Annotated in this window: 18 protein-coding genes; 11 read left to right on the top strand and 7 right to left on the bottom strand. The window is 68.3% G+C overall.

The window, feature by feature from the left end; translation table 11 throughout:
• The first annotated feature begins 59 nt into the window (after positions 1-59).
• Together IHQ52_RS11970 and IHQ52_RS11965 are read left to right on the top strand one after the other, a co-directional pair.
• Positions 60-434, top strand: a complete 375-nt coding sequence (locus tag IHQ52_RS11970; protein WP_182155453.1) for a nitroreductase family deazaflavin-dependent oxidoreductase — start codon at positions 60-62, stop codon at positions 432-434.
• A gap of 6 nt (positions 435-440) precedes the next feature.
• A complete protein-coding gene (locus IHQ52_RS11965; RefSeq protein ID WP_006437232.1) occupies positions 441-1,295 on the top strand; it encodes a dienelactone hydrolase family protein in 855 nt (284 codons plus the stop codon).
• Here IHQ52_RS11965 and purE read toward each other — a convergent pair.
• Positions 1,292-1,804 carry a 5-(carboxyamino)imidazole ribonucleotide mutase gene (gene purE / locus IHQ52_RS11960; RefSeq protein WP_006437231.1) on the bottom strand — a complete coding sequence of 171 codons (513 nt, stop codon included), beginning with the start codon at positions 1,802-1,804 and terminating at the stop codon, positions 1,292-1,294. The genes IHQ52_RS11965 and purE overlap by 4 nt on opposite strands.
• Positions 1,801-3,060, bottom strand: coding sequence for a 5-(carboxyamino)imidazole ribonucleotide synthase (locus tag IHQ52_RS11955; protein WP_317725043.1), 1,260 nt, complete (start codon positions 3,058-3,060; stop codon positions 1,801-1,803). Before IHQ52_RS11955 ends, purE begins: the two co-directional genes overlap by 4 nt.
• Positions 3,061-3,189: 129 nt before the next feature.
• On the opposite strand from IHQ52_RS11955, the gene IHQ52_RS11950 reads away from it, so the two are divergent.
• Positions 3,190-3,750: a GtrA family protein gene (locus IHQ52_RS11950; protein ID WP_006437229.1), complete on the top strand. Its 561-nt coding sequence runs from the start codon at positions 3,190-3,192 to the stop codon at positions 3,748-3,750.
• Here IHQ52_RS11950 and IHQ52_RS11945 read toward each other — a convergent pair.
• The 3 genes from IHQ52_RS11945 to IHQ52_RS11935 are packed head-to-tail and all read right to left on the bottom strand — an operon-like array spanning position 3,722 to position 6,396.
• The gene (locus IHQ52_RS11945) at positions 3,722-5,092 is read right to left on the bottom strand and encodes a sensor histidine kinase (RefSeq protein WP_006437228.1); all 1,371 of its coding nucleotides are present in this window, start codon (positions 5,090-5,092) and stop codon (positions 3,722-3,724) included. The two genes, IHQ52_RS11950 and IHQ52_RS11945, sit on opposite strands and share 29 nt — an antisense overlap.
• A gap of 39 nt (positions 5,093-5,131) precedes the next feature.
• The gene (locus tag IHQ52_RS11940; protein ID WP_006437227.1) at positions 5,132-5,812 is read right to left on the bottom strand and encodes a response regulator transcription factor; all 681 of its coding nucleotides are present in this window, start codon (positions 5,810-5,812) and stop codon (positions 5,132-5,134) included.
• Positions 5,809-6,396, bottom strand: a complete 588-nt coding sequence (locus IHQ52_RS11935) for a PH domain-containing protein (RefSeq protein ID WP_238064258.1) — start codon at positions 6,394-6,396, stop codon at positions 5,809-5,811. The genes IHQ52_RS11940 and IHQ52_RS11935 overlap by 4 nt, the downstream gene beginning before the upstream one ends.
• 100 nt (positions 6,397-6,496) lie before the next feature.
• Between IHQ52_RS11935 and IHQ52_RS11930 the strand changes: the two genes are divergently transcribed.
• A complete protein-coding gene (locus tag IHQ52_RS11930; protein ID WP_006437225.1) occupies positions 6,497-7,120 on the top strand; it encodes a hypothetical protein in 624 nt (207 codons plus the stop codon).
• 12 nt (positions 7,121-7,132) lie between these two features.
• On the opposite strand, the gene IHQ52_RS11925 is transcribed toward IHQ52_RS11930, so the two are convergent.
• Positions 7,133-7,924 carry a biotin--[acetyl-CoA-carboxylase] ligase gene (locus IHQ52_RS11925; protein ID WP_238064257.1) on the bottom strand — a complete coding sequence of 264 codons (792 nt, stop codon included), beginning with the start codon at positions 7,922-7,924 and terminating at the stop codon, positions 7,133-7,135.
• A gap of 114 nt (positions 7,925-8,038) precedes the next feature.
• On the opposite strand from IHQ52_RS11925, the gene IHQ52_RS11920 reads away from it, so the two are divergent.
• Genes IHQ52_RS11920 through IHQ52_RS11910 form a run of 3 tightly spaced genes read left to right on the top strand, consistent with a single transcriptional unit; the run spans position 8,039 to position 10,614 of the window.
• Positions 8,039-9,667 carry an acyl-CoA carboxylase subunit beta gene (locus IHQ52_RS11920; protein ID WP_182155445.1) on the top strand — a complete coding sequence of 543 codons (1,629 nt, stop codon included), beginning with the start codon at positions 8,039-8,041 and terminating at the stop codon, positions 9,665-9,667.
• A complete protein-coding gene (locus tag IHQ52_RS11915; RefSeq protein ID WP_006437222.1) occupies positions 9,664-9,915 on the top strand; it encodes an acyl-CoA carboxylase subunit epsilon in 252 nt (83 codons plus the stop codon). The genes IHQ52_RS11920 and IHQ52_RS11915 overlap by 4 nt, the downstream gene beginning before the upstream one ends.
• 3 nt (positions 9,916-9,918) lie before the next feature.
• Positions 9,919-10,614: a Maf family protein gene (locus tag IHQ52_RS11910; RefSeq protein WP_238064256.1), complete on the top strand. Its 696-nt coding sequence runs from the start codon at positions 9,919-9,921 to the stop codon at positions 10,612-10,614.
• 32 nt (positions 10,615-10,646) lie between these two features.
• Here the strand turns inward: IHQ52_RS11910 and IHQ52_RS11905 are convergent, their stop codons facing one another.
• Positions 10,647-11,372, bottom strand: a complete 726-nt coding sequence (locus IHQ52_RS11905; protein WP_182155088.1) for a neutral zinc metallopeptidase — start codon at positions 11,370-11,372, stop codon at positions 10,647-10,649.
• On the opposite strand from IHQ52_RS11905, the gene IHQ52_RS11900 reads away from it, so the two are divergent.
• The 4 genes from IHQ52_RS11900 (at position 11,371) to IHQ52_RS11885 (ending at position 14,776) form a co-directional block, all read left to right on the top strand.
• Positions 11,371-11,682, top strand: coding sequence for a hypothetical protein (locus tag IHQ52_RS11900; RefSeq protein ID WP_006434575.1), 312 nt, complete (start codon positions 11,371-11,373; stop codon positions 11,680-11,682). The genes IHQ52_RS11905 and IHQ52_RS11900 overlap by 2 nt on opposite strands.
• Positions 11,683-11,872: 190 nt before the next feature.
• On the top strand, positions 11,873-12,769 hold the full coding sequence (locus IHQ52_RS11895; protein ID WP_238064255.1) for a sulfurtransferase: 897 nt from the start codon (positions 11,873-11,875) through the stop codon (positions 12,767-12,769).
• Positions 12,770-12,782: 13 nt separating this feature from the next.
• Positions 12,783-13,232 (top strand): SufE family protein, encoded by a 450-nt coding sequence (locus IHQ52_RS11890; protein WP_006434573.1) that lies wholly within the window; start codon positions 12,783-12,785, stop codon positions 13,230-13,232.
• Positions 13,229-14,776: a condensation domain-containing protein gene (locus IHQ52_RS11885; protein ID WP_238064254.1), complete on the top strand. Its 1,548-nt coding sequence runs from the start codon at positions 13,229-13,231 to the stop codon at positions 14,774-14,776. The genes IHQ52_RS11890 and IHQ52_RS11885 overlap by 4 nt, the downstream gene beginning before the upstream one ends.
• Positions 14,777-14,967: the final 191 nt, after the last annotated feature.

Below are 14,967 nucleotides of genomic sequence, written 5' to 3'. Positions count from 1 at the left end.
CAGGGAATCGCAGTGCACAAGACCCTGCGGGATCGCAGTTGATGCGGCACAGTGGGGACATGCGACTGCCCAACGCACTGGCCCGTTTCAACAAGATCGTCACCAATCCGATCCAGCGGCAGTGGGCACCCCACCTGCCGCCCTTCGCGATGGTCGAGCACGTCGGCCGCAAGTCCGGAAAGACCTACTCGAATCCGGTGCTGGCCTGGGTCGATCGTGACAAACTCACGATCATCCTCACCTACGGCCGGCACACCGACTGGGTGCGCAACGTCCAGGCGGCCGGTTCCTTCGCCATCATCCGCAAGGACGAGCGTTATCAGGTCACCGGTCCGCGCATCGTCCCGTCGGACTCCCCCGACATCGCCTCCGGCGCGAAGATCCCCGCCCGGCTCTTCGAGTCGGCTCTCCTCGGCACCCTGCACAAGGCCTGAACCCCGGTGGCCGACGACCCGCTCGACGATTTCACCGCCGAGGACGTGACCCTGCGCGGCGACACCCGCCGCGTCTACCGCAAGGGCACGGGTCCCGCGGTCATCGTGATCGCCGAGATGCCGGGGATCAGTCCGAAGGTCGCCGACGTCGCGCGGCGCATCGCCGATCTGGGGGCCACCGCCGTCATGCCGTCGCTGTTCGGCGTCGACGGGCGCGATCCTCGGCCGGACAACCTCGGCCGGGTCGGCTCGATGCGGTCGATGCTGGGTACCATCGCCAAGACCTGCATCACCCGCGAATTCACCATTCTCGCAACGGGAAAGACCTCACCGGTCACGGCGTGGCTGCGCGAGCTCGCCGCCCGCGAGCACGACCGCTGCGGCGGTCCCGGGGTGGGTGCGGTCGGAATGTGTTTCACCGGCGGCTTCGCGCTCGCGATGGCCACCGACGAACGCATGCTGGCCCCGGTGCTCTCGCAGCCGTCGCTGCCGTTCGCGGTCCTCCCCGGACGCGCACGCGCGATCGACGTCGGCGACGCCGATCTCGCGAAAGTGCAGGCACGATGCGCCCGCGGCCTGGAGGTGATGGGTCTGCGTTTCGCCGGTGATCAGCTCTCGCCACGTTCGCGATTCGCCTATCTCCAGGAAGTTCTCGGCGACTCGTTCATCGGGATCGAACTCCCCGACGACGCCGCGAACCCGGATTCGATGTTCCCCCGGCCGCATTCGGTGCTGACCGAGGACCTCTACGACGAACCCGGACAACCCACGAGAGAAGCCTTCGACCGGGTGCTGGACTTCTTCACCGACAAACTCGGCTTGTCGCCCGCCACCCCGGGATCGCCTGCGGCAGAGGGCTAGTCGCCGAGCAGTTCCTGCTGGAGCGCGGCATCCTTGTCGAGGACCATCTGCTCGAGGCCCTTCTGGAACGACACCATCCGTTCCTGCAGGACGGGGTCGGAGGAAGCGAGGATGCGCACGGCGAGCAGTCCGGCGTTGCGGGCGCCGCCGACCGACACCGTCGCGACGGGCACACCGGCGGGCATCTGCACGATGGACAGCAACGAGTCGAGGCCGTCGAGGTGTCGCAGCGGCACCGGCACACCGATCACCGGCAACGGCGTCGCCGAGGCGACCATGCCCGGAAGGTGCGCTGCCCCACCGGCTCCCGCGATGATGACCTCGATGCCGTTGGCGGCGGCACCGGCCGCGTAGTCGAGCATCCGCTGCGGTGTGCGGTGTGCCGAGACGACACCCACCTGGAATGGCACGTCGAACTCGGCGAGTGCCTCCGCGGCCGCCTTCATCGTCGGCCAGTCGGAGTCGCTGCCCATGATCAGGCCGACACGAGGGCCCCTGTTCTCGGTCATGAATGCACATCCCATCCGTCGGTCCACGTCGCGTGCGACATCCACTGCGCGGCACGCTCGGCGCGCTCGCGCACCGATTCCATCGATTCACCCGGGCGGCCGACGATGTTCACGTGGCCGATCTTTCGGTCGCGCCGCTCACCCTTGCCGTAGAGGTGCACCTTGGCCTCGGGCATCCGCGCCATCAGGTGGTGCAGGCGCTCGTCCATGGACATCTCCGGTGCGCTCGGCGCGCCCAGGATGTTGGCCATCACGGTCAGCGGCGCGGTCGGCGCGGTGTTGCCCAGCGGGTAGTCGAGAACGGCGCGCAGATGCTGCTCGAACTGCGAGGTGACCGCGCCGTCCATCGTCCAGTGCCCGCTGTTGTGCGGACGCATCGCGAGTTCGTTGACGACGAGTTCGCCGTCGACGGTCTCGAAGAGTTCCATCGCCATCACACCGACCACGCCGAGTTCGCCGGCGAGACGCAACGCCATCTGCTGCGCCTGCTTCGCGACGTCGTCGGAGAGATCCGGTGCGGGCGCGAGCACGACGGCGCACTGGCCGTGACGCTGGATGGTCTCCACCACCGGCCACGCCGCACCCTGCCCGAACGGGGACCGGGCGATCATGGCCGACAGTTCGCGCCGCATCGGCACCTTCTGTTCGGCCAGCAGCGCCGGCGCGTCGGACGGGTACTCGTCGAAGACCGCGAGGGCCTCGTCGGCGCCGTCGACGAGCCAGACCCCGCGACCGTCGTATCCGCCTCGGACCGCCTTGATGACGATCTCCCAGTCGTTGGCCGCGCCGAACTCGGCGAGACGCGCGCGGGCGGCCGTCCGGTCGCCGGCGAGATCGGCGAACTCCGGGACCGGCAGACCCAGCTCGGCCAGGCGAACCCGCATCGCCAGCTTGTCCTGGGCGAAGTGCAGCGCCTTCGACGGCGGGAGGACCGCCACTCCTTCGGCTTCGAGTGCCCGGAGGTGTTGCAGCGGCACACCTTCGTGGTCGAAGGTCAGTGCGGCGGCACCGGCGGCGGCGCGGCGCAGGTCGTCGAGTTCGTCGTGTGAGCCGAGGACGATGTCGGCACTCACCTGCGCGGCCGGGTCCGAATCCGACGCGGCCAGCACGCGCAGACACTGTCCGAGTGTGATCGCGGCCTGATGCGTCATCCGCGCGAGCTGTCCGCCGCCGATCATCGTGACCTTCGGCATACCCGACGCCGCGCCGGCGCTACGCGCCGCCTCCGGGGTGGGTGGCGCGGAATTCGAGGTCATCGGCCCGTTCACTGGCGCTCCATCCGCCTCGCGTGGATTCACGCGAACCATCGTGGCACGTCCGCTCTGTCATCCGCACAACCGCCCGGAGAACTTCCCCGGCGCTGTTGTTTCGTACACTCGGATCTTGTGCCATTGATCGACGAGCTGATCGCTCGCCTCCCAGCGCCGGTCCGACGGCTCGTGATGCGGCACCACGAACTCATCAAGTTCGCCATGGTCGGCGGCACCACCTTCATCTTCGATCTCGCGATCTTCTACAGCCTCAGCCTCACAATCCTCGAGCCGAAGCCGGTGATCGCCAAGATCATCGCCGGGGTGCTGGCGACGATCCTCAGCTACATCCTCAACCGCGAGTGGGCCTTCAAGAACCGCGGCGGCCGTGAACGCCACCACGAGGCACTGCTGTTCTTCATGATCAGCGGGATCGGCGTCATCCTGCAGGCCGCACCGCTGTTCATCGGCAACAACGTCTTCGACATGCGGTCCAACCTGAGTGTGTCCGAGGTCGTCGTCGTCGACTTCGTCCTCGGCTACATCATCGGCAACCTGATGCAGATGGCCTTCCGCTTCTGGGCGCTGCGCAGATTCGCGTTCCCCGAGGAACTCCTCCGCGGTGGCGACGCCGGGTCCACCGACCTGCATCCCTCGCTCGCCGAGCTCAACGATGAGGAACTCGGTCACGCCTGACGTCGGTGTCCGTGCCGCCGGGACCCTGGTCGTCCTGCTCGTTCGGTTCCTCGCCGTATCCGCTCGCATATCGGGCCGGGACGACGATGGCGAACACCGGGGGCCGTCGGACCGTGAGTTCCAGGCGCCCGCCGTCGGCCTCGATCAGCGCCCGTGCCAGCGACAGTCCGACGCCGCTGCGACCGGCACCGGGCCGCTTCCCGGCCGAGAAACCGCGGCGGAAGATGTGCGCGGAGATCTCGTCGGCGACGCCGTCGCCCTCGTCGGCGACCGTGATGCGGACCAGTTCGCCGGCCTGCAGTGTGCTCACCTCGATCCGGCACGTCCCGCGACCGTGCTGTAGCGCGTTGTCGACCAGCACGCTGACCGCCTCCCGCAGGCGTCCGGACTGCGAGGTGAGCGCCTGCGGTGCACCCGCGACCACCGCGGTCAGCTGTCGACCCTGCGCCTCGAAGGCGTGGCGGAAGTCCTCGACGAGTGTGGCGAGCATGTCGCCGACGTCGATGAAATGTGGTTCTGGTTCGTCGGCACGCGAGGCCTCCACCAGTTCGTCGAGATCGGTCGCCAGTCGCTCCACCTGGTCGAGTGCCGCCTCGGCTTCGCTGACGACCGCCGGATCGTCGTGCAGCGCCAGCTCGTCGAGCCGCAACTGGATGGCGGTCAGCCGGCTGCGGAGCTGATGCGACGCATCGCCGGCGATCTCGCGTTCGCGTTCGAGCCTCAGGGCCTGCGCGGTGTTGGCGTCGGCGAGCGCCCGCGACACCCGGTCGAGTTCGGCGATGCCGTACATCTTCCATTCGGTACGGAAGTCGGCACGGCCGAGAGTCGCCGCGCGGTCGGCCAGATCGGTCAGGGGGTCGACGATCCGGCCCGCCGACACCGCCGCCACCACCGAGCCGCCGATCACCGAAGCCACGACCACGAGCAGGACGACGCCGGCCGCGGTCATCTGGTCGTCCCGGACCTCGTTGCGCGGGATGGACAGGGTCAGTGTGCCGGCGGTGCCCAGGCCGATGGATTCCGAGAGTCGGGGCCCATCGATGTCGGCTCCGACGACCATCCGCCGATCGACTCCCCCGAGATCCGGATAGGTAATGGTCAGCTGGCCGTCGGGTGGCAGCAGCAGCTCGAAGGACTGCCGGTTGACCGCCTCGGACGGGATGCGACCGTCGGCTCCCTCCTGCCGGATGAGCTGGTCGGCGATGATCTTGAGCCGGTTGTCGAGAGCCTGATGCGCGTTGTCGGCCACCCACCACCAGGCCACGACGCTCAACGGGATGCCCAGCAGCGCACCCACCGCGATCAGGACGGCAGTCATCGTGGTGAGCAGGCGCCGGCGCATGGAAGCCGGTCGCATCGATGCCGGTCGCATGGGCACTTCCTAGGGGTCGAACCGGAAACCGACGCCGCGCACCGTCACGATGTGCCGCGGGCGGTTGTGGCGGTCGTCGCCGATCTTCCGGCGAAGCCACGAGATGTGCATGTCGAGGGTCTTCGACGACCGCAGATCTGCCGACCCCCAGACCTCGGTGAGGATCTCCTCGCGGGTCACGACCTCCCCCGCACGCTCCATGAGGAATCGCAGGAGGTCGAACTCGCGGTTGGCCAGGGTGAGGTCCTGTCCGTCCACCAGTACTCGCCGTGCCCGCGCGTCGAGTCGGATCGCGCCGCCCTCGAGTACGGGCTCGCCGTCGTCGGGCTGACGCCGGCGGAGCAATGCCCGCACGCGGGCGAGGAGCTCGGCGAGGCGGAACGGTTTGCCCACGTAGTCGTCTGCACCGGCGTCCAGGCCGACCACGAAGTCGACCTCGTCGGTGCGTGCGGTGAGCATGAGGACCGCGAGCGCGGGACGCTGGGCGCGCACCCGCCGGCACACCTCGAGGCCGTCGAGGACCGGGAGTCCGAGGTCGAGGATGAGCAGCTCGTAGCGGCTGTCGAGGGCCTTCTCGAGCGCGTCGGCACCGGTGCTCACGACATCGCACCCGTATCCCTCGCGGGAGAGGGCCCGCGCGAGCGGTTCGGCGATCGCGGTGTCGTCCTCGGCGAGCAGCACGTTGGTCAACGTTCCCGCGCCCCTCTGCTCTCGGGACGGTCGGCGGGGCCGTCCGGGACGCCGTGGTCGTCTTCCGCGTCGTCGCCGTACATCTCGAGCACTTCGTGGTAGAGCAGCGAATGGACCTTCTCCACCTGCGGGATGTCGTCGAAGGACAGCGGTTCGTCGGAGGCCGACTCGATGACCAGCGTGCCGGTCCGGAGCATCCGGTCGATGACGCCGTGCCGGAACTCGACGGTGTTGATCCGCCGGATCGGGATGTCGATACCCGACCGGGTGAGGATTCCGTTGCGGAACATCACCCGGCGGTCGGTCAGGACGAAGTGCGTCGTCTTCCAGGACAGCAACGGCCGGACGAAATACCAGACGAGGCCGAGTGCCCACACCACGCCGACGACGATCAGCAGCACAGTCCGCGGGGTCGAGCCCAGCGACGATCCGGTGATCACGCCCGCGAGGACACCCGCGGCCGCGGTGATGATCCCGAACAACAGGAACGGACCGAGCAGACACTTCCAATGAGGATGCCGGTGGAGAACGACACGTTCACCGGGCGCCAGGTTCTCCCGCGGGTAAGCCATGCGGCTCAGCATAATCGGGACGGCCCTGCCCGGGGCCACGCTGAGTAGACTGCGAGACACCAGTACCGATCGACTGCCGGGCACGTTGGGGCGGTCGGCGAGGAGAATTGTCATGACCTACCAGGACCCGCGGGGCCCGCACCGCGATCCCGACCCACGGACCGCCCGCTACGAGTCCGGGTACAACCCCGACTCGCGGGCCTACAGCCGGCAGGATCCGTATGCCGAGCCGTACCGGGATCCGTACCCGGCCGACGGCCCCGCCGCACCGGGCGGGTACGCCGAGCAGCCGCTGCCGGACCGGGCGCCGCGACGCGCACCCGACGTCAACCCGGTCACCTTCGCCGGTGGCGTGGTGATGACCGGTGTGGTCACCGGCCTCGCTGCATGGCTGGTCGCCTGGATCATCGCGGCGTTCGTCGAGAAGGTGAACGAGTCCGGCAAGCTCGGTGTCTGGAACCCGGTGGCGGCCAGCGAGATCTGGTTCGGTGTCGTGGGATTCCTGTGCGCGCTCGCCGCCGGCGCGCTCTGGTATGTGCTGCAGCTCATCACGCCGGCGCCCAACCAGTTCTATCGGTGGATCGTCGGGCTGCTCCTGATCGCCGCGGTGCTGATCCCGATCCTCACCTACCAGCAGACTTCGGTCGGCATCGAGACCGCGATCCTGCATTTCGTCATCGGTCTGCCGCCGTTGACGATCATCCCGGCGATGGGCATCAAGAGCCTGCAGCGCTGACCCGCACGTCTTCTAGACCGGCCGCAGGTGCGTGACGTCCCCGGCGGCCGCGATCACCTGACGACCGTCGGCGTCGACGACGATCCGCCCGGACGCGTCGACGCCGGTTGCGGTCCCGACGACCTCCTCGTCGCCGGGAAGCACCAGTCGTACGCGGCGCCCGATGGTGTCGCTGTCCTCCCGGTAGCGCGCCGCGAGGCCGTCGACGTCGTTCGGCCACCGGTCGAGCAGATCCGACAGTGCCCGCAGGTACGACGCCGCCAGCTCGGTGAGCGGGACGTCCTCACCGGTCGCCAGCTGCAGCGAGGTGGCGGTCGGGACCGGGAGCTGGTCCTCGGACATCGTCGTGTTGAGGCCGGTGCCGATCACGGCCACCCCGCCGTCCCCGTGCCGGGTGTGGGGTGAACGCGTGTACTCCGAGAGGATTCCGGCGGTCTTGCGCCCGTCGATCAGCACGTCGTTGGGCCACTTGAGACCCGGCCGCACGCCGATCGCCTCACTGATTCCCTGCACCGCGGCGAGCCCGGCCAGCAACGACAACCAGCCGAGGTGTTCGGTGTGCTCGCCGACGTCGACCGCCGCCGACATCGCCAGCTGCGTCCCGCGCGGCGCGGTCCAGGTCCTCGCGTGCCGACCCCGACCTGCGGTCTGGTCGGTGGTCAGGCGCACCGTGCCGTCGACCGGTTCGGTCGCCGCGCGGGTCACCAGGTCGGCGTTGGTCGACCCGGTGGAATCGACCACCTCGATCCGGTGCCAGCGCGTGTCGGCGAGTCGGGTCCGGAGCAGGTCGGCGTCGAGGGACATGTCTGAAGAACCTAACAAATGAACAACCACCGACCGATCGCTCGGGAACCTGAGGGATATCTCACGTTGATCCGGTTGACGTGGCTCACACCCGGGTAGTTAGCATCGACAGTCATGACCACAGCTTCACGCGACGATGCCGCCGCTCCCGACATCCACACGACAGCGGGGAAGCTCGCCGATCTGCGCAATCGTCTCGAAGAGGCGAAGCACCCCGTGGGCGAGGCCGCCGTCGAGAAGACCCATGCAAAGGGCAAACTGACCGCCCGTGAGCGGATCACCCATCTGCTCGACGAGGGCTCGTTCGTCGAACTCGACGCGCTGGCGAAGCATCGCAGCACGAACTTCGGCCTCGCCGAGCGTCGACCGGTCGGAGACGGTGTGGTCACCGGCTACGGCACGATCGACGGCCGCGAGGTCTGCATCTTCTCGCAGGACTCCACCGTCTTCGGCGGCAGCCTCGGTGAGGTCTACGGCGAGAAGATCGTCAAGGTCATGGATCTGGCCATCAAGACCGGCCGCCCGCTGATCGGCATCAACGACGGCGCCGGCGCGCGTATCCAGGAGGGCGTGGTCTCGCTCGGCCTGTACGGCGAGATCTTCCACCGCAACGTCCGCGCATCAGGTGTCATCCCCCAGATCTCGCTGATCATGGGTGCAGCCGCCGGCGGCCACGTGTACTCCCCGGCCCTGACCGACTTCGTGGTCATGGTCGACCAGACCAGCCAGATGTTCATCACCGGCCCGGACGTCATCAAGACCGTCACCGGTGAAGAGGTCACCCAGGAGGAACTCGGCGGCGCGAGTACCCACATGTCGAAGTCGGGCACCGCGCACTACGTCGCCTCCGACGAAGAGGACGCGCTCGAGTACGTCAAGGAACTCCTGAGCTACCTGCCGAGCAACAACCGTGCCGATGCCCCGCGTCTGCCGGTCGCGCAGCCGGCCGCCGGCTCCATCGAGGACACCCTGACCGACGAGGACCTCGAGCTCGACACGCTCATCCCGGATTCGCCGAACCAGCCGTACGACATGCACGAGGTCATCCGTCGCATCCTCGACGACGACGAGTTCCTCGAGATCCAGGCCGACTACGCGAAGAACATCGTCGTCGGTTACGGCCGCGTCGACGGTCGCAGTGTCGGCATCGTCGCCAACCAGCCCACCCAGTTCGCCGGCTGCCTCGACATCGACGCCTCGGAGAAGGCCGCACGTTTCGTGCGCACCTGCGACGCCTTCAACATCCCGATCGTCACCCTGGTCGACGTCCCCGGCTTCCTGCCCGGCACCGACCAGGAGTACCGCGGCATCATCCGCCGCGGCGCCAAGCTGCTCTACGCCTACGGCGAGGCGACGGTCGGCAAGATCACGGTCATCACCCGTAAGGCCTACGGCGGCGCCTACGACGTCATGGGCTCCAAGCACATGGGTGCCGACGTGAACCTCGCATGGCCCACGGCGCAGATCGCTGTCATGGGTGCCTCCGGCGCCGTCGGATTCGTCTACCGCAATCAGCTCAAAGAGGCCGCTGCGAAGGGCGAGGACGTCGACGCACTGCGCCTCGAGCTGCAGCAGGAGTACGAGGACACCCTCGTCAACCCGTACGTCGCCGCCGCCCGCGGTTACGTCGACGCGGTCATCCCGCCGAGCCACACCCGCGGCCAGATCGCGACCGCACTCAAGCTGCTCGAGCGCAAGATGGTCAACCTGCCGCCGAAGAAGCACGGGAACATCCCCCTGTGAGTGAGAGCCCAGCGAGCGAGGCATCCGTGAACGAGAGCACCGAGAAGGCAGCCGAGAAGCCGTTCCTGACCGTCGTCAACGGCAACCCGACCGATGAGGACCTCGCCGTGCTGGTGAGCGTCCTGGCCGGCGCGGGTGCCGGCGGTGGTGAGCCGGAGCCGGAGATCCGCAACGACTGGGGTCGCCCGGTCGATCGACTCCGTCCCCAGTGGGGCGCACCGTCGAGCTTCACCAATCTGCGCTACTGAACAGTGCCTGATTCCCAGATCGGGTCGAACACGCACGAGACCGGGCCGGCCACCGCCGGCCCGGTCTTCGTGCTCGGGTCCGCCTCCCCGGCCCGCCTGCGGGTCCTGCGCGCCGCCGGTGTCGAACCGGTGGTGCGCGTTTCCGACGTGGACGAGGACGCGCTGCTCGAACAGTTGCCGCCGGCCACTCCCGCCGACGCCGTCGTCGCCGAGTTGGCACGGGCGAAGGCCGAGGCCGTCGCCGCGCTGCCGGAGATCGCCGGTGCGGCCGAGAACGGCGAGACGGTCGTGGTGATCGGCTGTGACTCGATGCTGCGTCTCGACGACCGCCTGCTCGGCAAGCCGCACACGCCCGAACGTGCACTCGCGCAGTGGGCCGAGATGCGCGGCCGCAACGCCGACCTGCTCACCGGCCACCACCTGATCCGGCTCGATCCCGATGGCGGCTCGACCAGCGCGACCGGGACGAGTTCCACGACAATCCATTTCACCGATGCCGACGACGACGTGGTCGCTCGCTATGTGGACAGCGGCGAACCGCTACAGGTCGCTGGTGCGTTCACCCTCGACGGACTCGGCGGCTGGCTGGTCGAACGCATCGAGGGCGATCCTTCGTCGGTCATCGGGATCGGTCTGCCGCTCGTCCACCGGCTCCTGACCGAGGTCGGGTTGTCGGTCACCGACTTCTGGAAGCACTGACCACCCACACCCATTCTCACTGCCTCGAAGGGTCACCCCACCTCGAAGAACTCCGGCCAGTACCGCTGCAGGCAGTCCACGGGCTGTCCCTGACGATTGAACTGCGGTCCGGTCAGGCCGATGGTCAGCGCCCGCGCGCGTTCGGTCGCCGACCCGTGCCCCATCGCGCCGCCGGTGTCACCGATGATCGGGAGCAGGGTCGCAACCTGGAGGATCTCCTTGGCGCCCAACGCATCACGCTGGTAGGCCGTGGCCGCCCAGTTGGATGCGAGGCAGTCGGCGATCAGTTCGCTGTTCTTGCCCTGAGGCAGTCGCCGCTCCGGGATGCCGAACGCCTCGGCCATCCGGAACACCACGTTGTGCCCGTACTCGTGGGCGACGACGATCGCGGCGGTGAAGTCCCCGACGATCGGCGACGGCACCCCGAAGACGTTCCCGTCCCAGATGGCGGCGAAGGTGTCGACCGGCAGCACGATGCTGCCCTCGGTCTCCTGGCCGTCGCCGTTGGGTTCCTCGTCGACCCCGCAGAAGAAGGCGTTCGCCTCGTCGGACGGAATCCGGTTGGACGCCCCGTCCTCGTCGATGCACTCGGTGGCGAACGAGGTGCCCGACTCGATCAGGACACGTCCCGGCGCGGGGTCACCCCAACCGAGTTCACCGAACCATCCACCCCACGTCTGGTCGAGGTCGTCGAGCAGCGTGGTGAGGTACTTCGGTACCGCGGTGTCGACGTTGGACGAATTCACCCCGCTGGTCATGAGTTCCGCCGTCGGCGTCGCCAGCTTCGGGCAGTCGTCCGGACGGCATCCCCTGGGGTCGGCGTCGCCCGGCGTCGACGACGGGATGCTCGACCGTGTACTCGGTGTCGGCGATCCCGGTGACGAGGAGGTCGACGTCGAGGCCGACGCCGACGGCGCCGGGCTCGACGGGTCGTCGGAGGAGATGAGCGAACATCCACTCGTCACGGCGAGCACCAGCACCGCCAACGGAACACTCCACCGGACCATTCGCGAGACATCCCGGCGCTCCACGCGAGCCCCACGTCGATCGATCATTGGGCGAACTTAGCAGGCAACCACCCCTTGACCTGGGGATTGTCATCCGACCGAAGCACGCCCTCATCAGCTGCGACAGACGGGAGCCCATCTGCCACCGGGCAGTCGCACGCGCCCATGCCCTACCCTTTGTATCCGGGACCGGTCACGGTCCGCGCGATGTACGTCGAGACGCCCGAACGCACCAAGCTGGAGAACAGACCGTGAGTGTTGAAACCGACCCGAATCCGGCCTTCGCCGAGTACGCCCACCCCGAGCGGTTGGTGTCCACCCAGTGGCTGTCGGCTCATCTCGGCGCCAAAGGCCTCAAGATCATCGAATCCGATGAGGACGTGCTGCTCTACGACATCGGCCACATCCCCACAGCGCAGAAGGTCGACTGGCACCTGCATCTCAACGATCCGGTGACCCGCGACTACATCAACGGCGAGCAGTTCGCAGAACTGATGCGCAGCAAGGGAATCGAGCGCGACGACACCGTCGTCATCTACGGCGACAAGAGCAACTGGTGGGCGGCGTACGCACTCTGGGTGTTCACGCTGTTCGGTCACGAGGACGTGCGCCTGCTCGACGGTGGTCGCGACGCGTGGATGGCCGAGGACCGGGACACCTCCTTCGACGTCCCCGAATACCCGCGGTCGGACTACCCCGTCGTCGAGCGCGACGACACGAAGATCCGCGCCTTCGCCCCGCAGGTCCTCGAGGCGCTCGGCACCGAACCGCTCGTCGATGTCCGCTCGCCGCAGGAGTACACCGGCGAACGCACCCACATGCCCGACTACCCCGAGGAGGGTGCGCTGCGCGGCGGTCACATCCCCACCGCGGTGTCGATCCCGTGGGCCAGGGCCGCTGCTCCGGACGGCCGGTTCCGTTCGCGCGCCGAGCTCGACGAGATCTACGGCGACTTCGCGAAAGACAAGCCCATGATCGCCTACTGCCGCATCGGCGAGCGTTCCAGCCACACCTGGTTCGTGCTGACCCACCTGCTGGGGCACACCAGGGTTCGCAACTACGACGGATCGTGGACCGAGTGGGGCAACGCGGTTCGCGTACCCATCGCCGTCGGCGACGAGCCGGGTGCCGCGCCCGGCCGCAAGTGAGCCCTGACCGACGATGAGCTTGCCCCCAGCCCTGGCAGAAATCGTCGAAGACTTTGCCGCACTAGGTGATTCCGACAAGATCACCTTGCTCCTGGAATTCGCCGGCGAACTACCCGACCTCCCTGAGCATCTGCAACAGGAGGCGATGGAACCGGTACCGGAGTGCCAGTCACCGGTGTTCCTGTCCGTCGACGCCGGCGATCCGGAATCGGTACGGCTGTACTTCACCGCGCCGCGTGAGGCGCCGACGACGCGCGGATTCGCGGCGATCCTGCACCAGGGTCTCGACACCGCGTCGGCGCAGGAGATCCTCGACGTCCCGTCGGACTTCTACTACGACCTCGGTCTGGGCAGCGCGGTCAGTCTGCTCCGCCTCCGGGGTATGGCGGGCATGCTCGGCCGGATCAAGGCGCAGGTGCGCGATCAGACGGCCGGTTCCGGGTCCGACACACCCGGGGTATGAAGTTCATCCAGATCCGCGACGAGCCGATCGCACCGGGGGGTCTCGTCGAGTGGACCCCCTATGTCTCCGGCGGGTTGGGCGCCTGGCGTCCTGATCCCCGCCTGACCTCGCACAACCACGAACAGCATCTGCGTGCCGCCTTCGACTATCGGGTGCGGACCCAGCGCGAGGGTGGGCGGGAGGCCTGGCTGGGCCTGTCGATCGAGTTGGACGAACCGTTGTCGATCCCGGCGATCCGCTCGGTGCTGACCCAGTGGATCGACCGTCACGAGGTCCTGCGCAGCCACGTCGTGATCACGGGGACGGGCCTGCAGCGACTCACCACCGACCCCGGCACCGTGAAACTCAAGATGGGACGCATCGGCTGGTTCGCCGAGCCCGGCCCCCTCGTCGAGCAACTGGGCGGCTCCTTCGACCGTGCCACCGCGCCGCTGCACTGGCCCGCCTACCTGTTCGCGACGGTGGGACGCGCCGACTCGTTCACCCTGCTGTTCGCCGCGGACCACTCCCTGGTCGACGGCTACTCGCTGATCATGGCCCAGCAGGAGCTCGTCTCGCTGTACCGCGCGGCACGCGAACACCGGACCGCCAACCTGCCCGCGGTCGGCAGCTACGTCGACTTCAGCGCCGAGGAACGACGCCGCGCCGACCAGACCGGCGGCGACCATCCGGCAGTGGCCCTGTGGTCGGAGTTCCTGCGCACGGGCGCCAGCGACATGCCGGCCCTGCTGCGGTCCCCGCAGGGCACCAGCCGCGGAATCGGGGACGAAGCCGATCAGCAGTACCTCGAGGAGACGACGATCCCGCAGGAGTCGCTGTGGGGCGTCGTCGCCGACGACGAGACGGCCAACCGGTTCACCGCGATCTGTTCGGAGGCCGGCGGAACGCTGACCGCGGGCATCCTCGCCGCGTTCGCGATGGTCCATCACGAGATGACCGACGACGCGGAGTTCCGCTGCGTGCTGCCCCGGCACACCCGTGACGACGCGCAGTGGCTGACCGCGCTGGGGTGGTTCGTGGGCGTCGCGCCGTTCTGGATGGACATGTCCGACTCCCCGACCTTCGACCAGGCGGTCACCCGCGCCACGGCCGTCCTCAAGCGCGGTCGCCGGGGCGCCTCGCTACCCTTCCTTCGCGTGGCCGACCTGATCGGCCACCACGGTGAGCCGCGGTTCGTGATCTCGTTCATCGACACCCGGTACGCGCCGGGCGCCGGGGCGGCCGACGCCGGCCGCGCGAAGGTGATTCGCAGCCACAGCTACTCACCGCACGAGGTCTACATCTGGATCAACCGGACGCCGTCCGGTTTGCGCTATTCGGCCCGTTTCCCGCGCGAATCCCCGCTCCGCGAATTCGGCGTCGGCGAGTCGTCGACCGAGACTCCCCCCGTCGGGGCCCCGATGCCGGATGCGTCACCTTTTCCGGTCGACGCGGAGGCGAGTGACATTGATCCGACCATCGGTCCCGTACACGCCTACCTGCACAATTTCGCCGAACTCGTACGACGCCTCGGTGATGCGAGCACATTCTCCCGCGCGTTGTGACCCACGGCTCCACCGAACGATTGCTCGGTGGGCTACTGTATTTGCCGGAAGGTCGCGACGCCCGGACTCCCGGCGTCGTCCGCGCCATCACCGTCCGCATCCCGGCCGGCGAAGGCTGCACCCCCGTCTTGACCGTTGTCCGACAACCGTGTCGCACGCGCCACCGCGCGTCGTGAGCACCTGAGTACGAG

Origin of the sequence: Gordonia amicalis (assembly GCF_022059885.1) — a bacterium.
Classification (GTDB): domain Bacteria; phylum Actinomycetota; class Actinomycetes; order Mycobacteriales; family Mycobacteriaceae; genus Gordonia; species Gordonia amicalis.
This window is presented reverse-complemented; position numbering and strand designations above follow the sequence as displayed.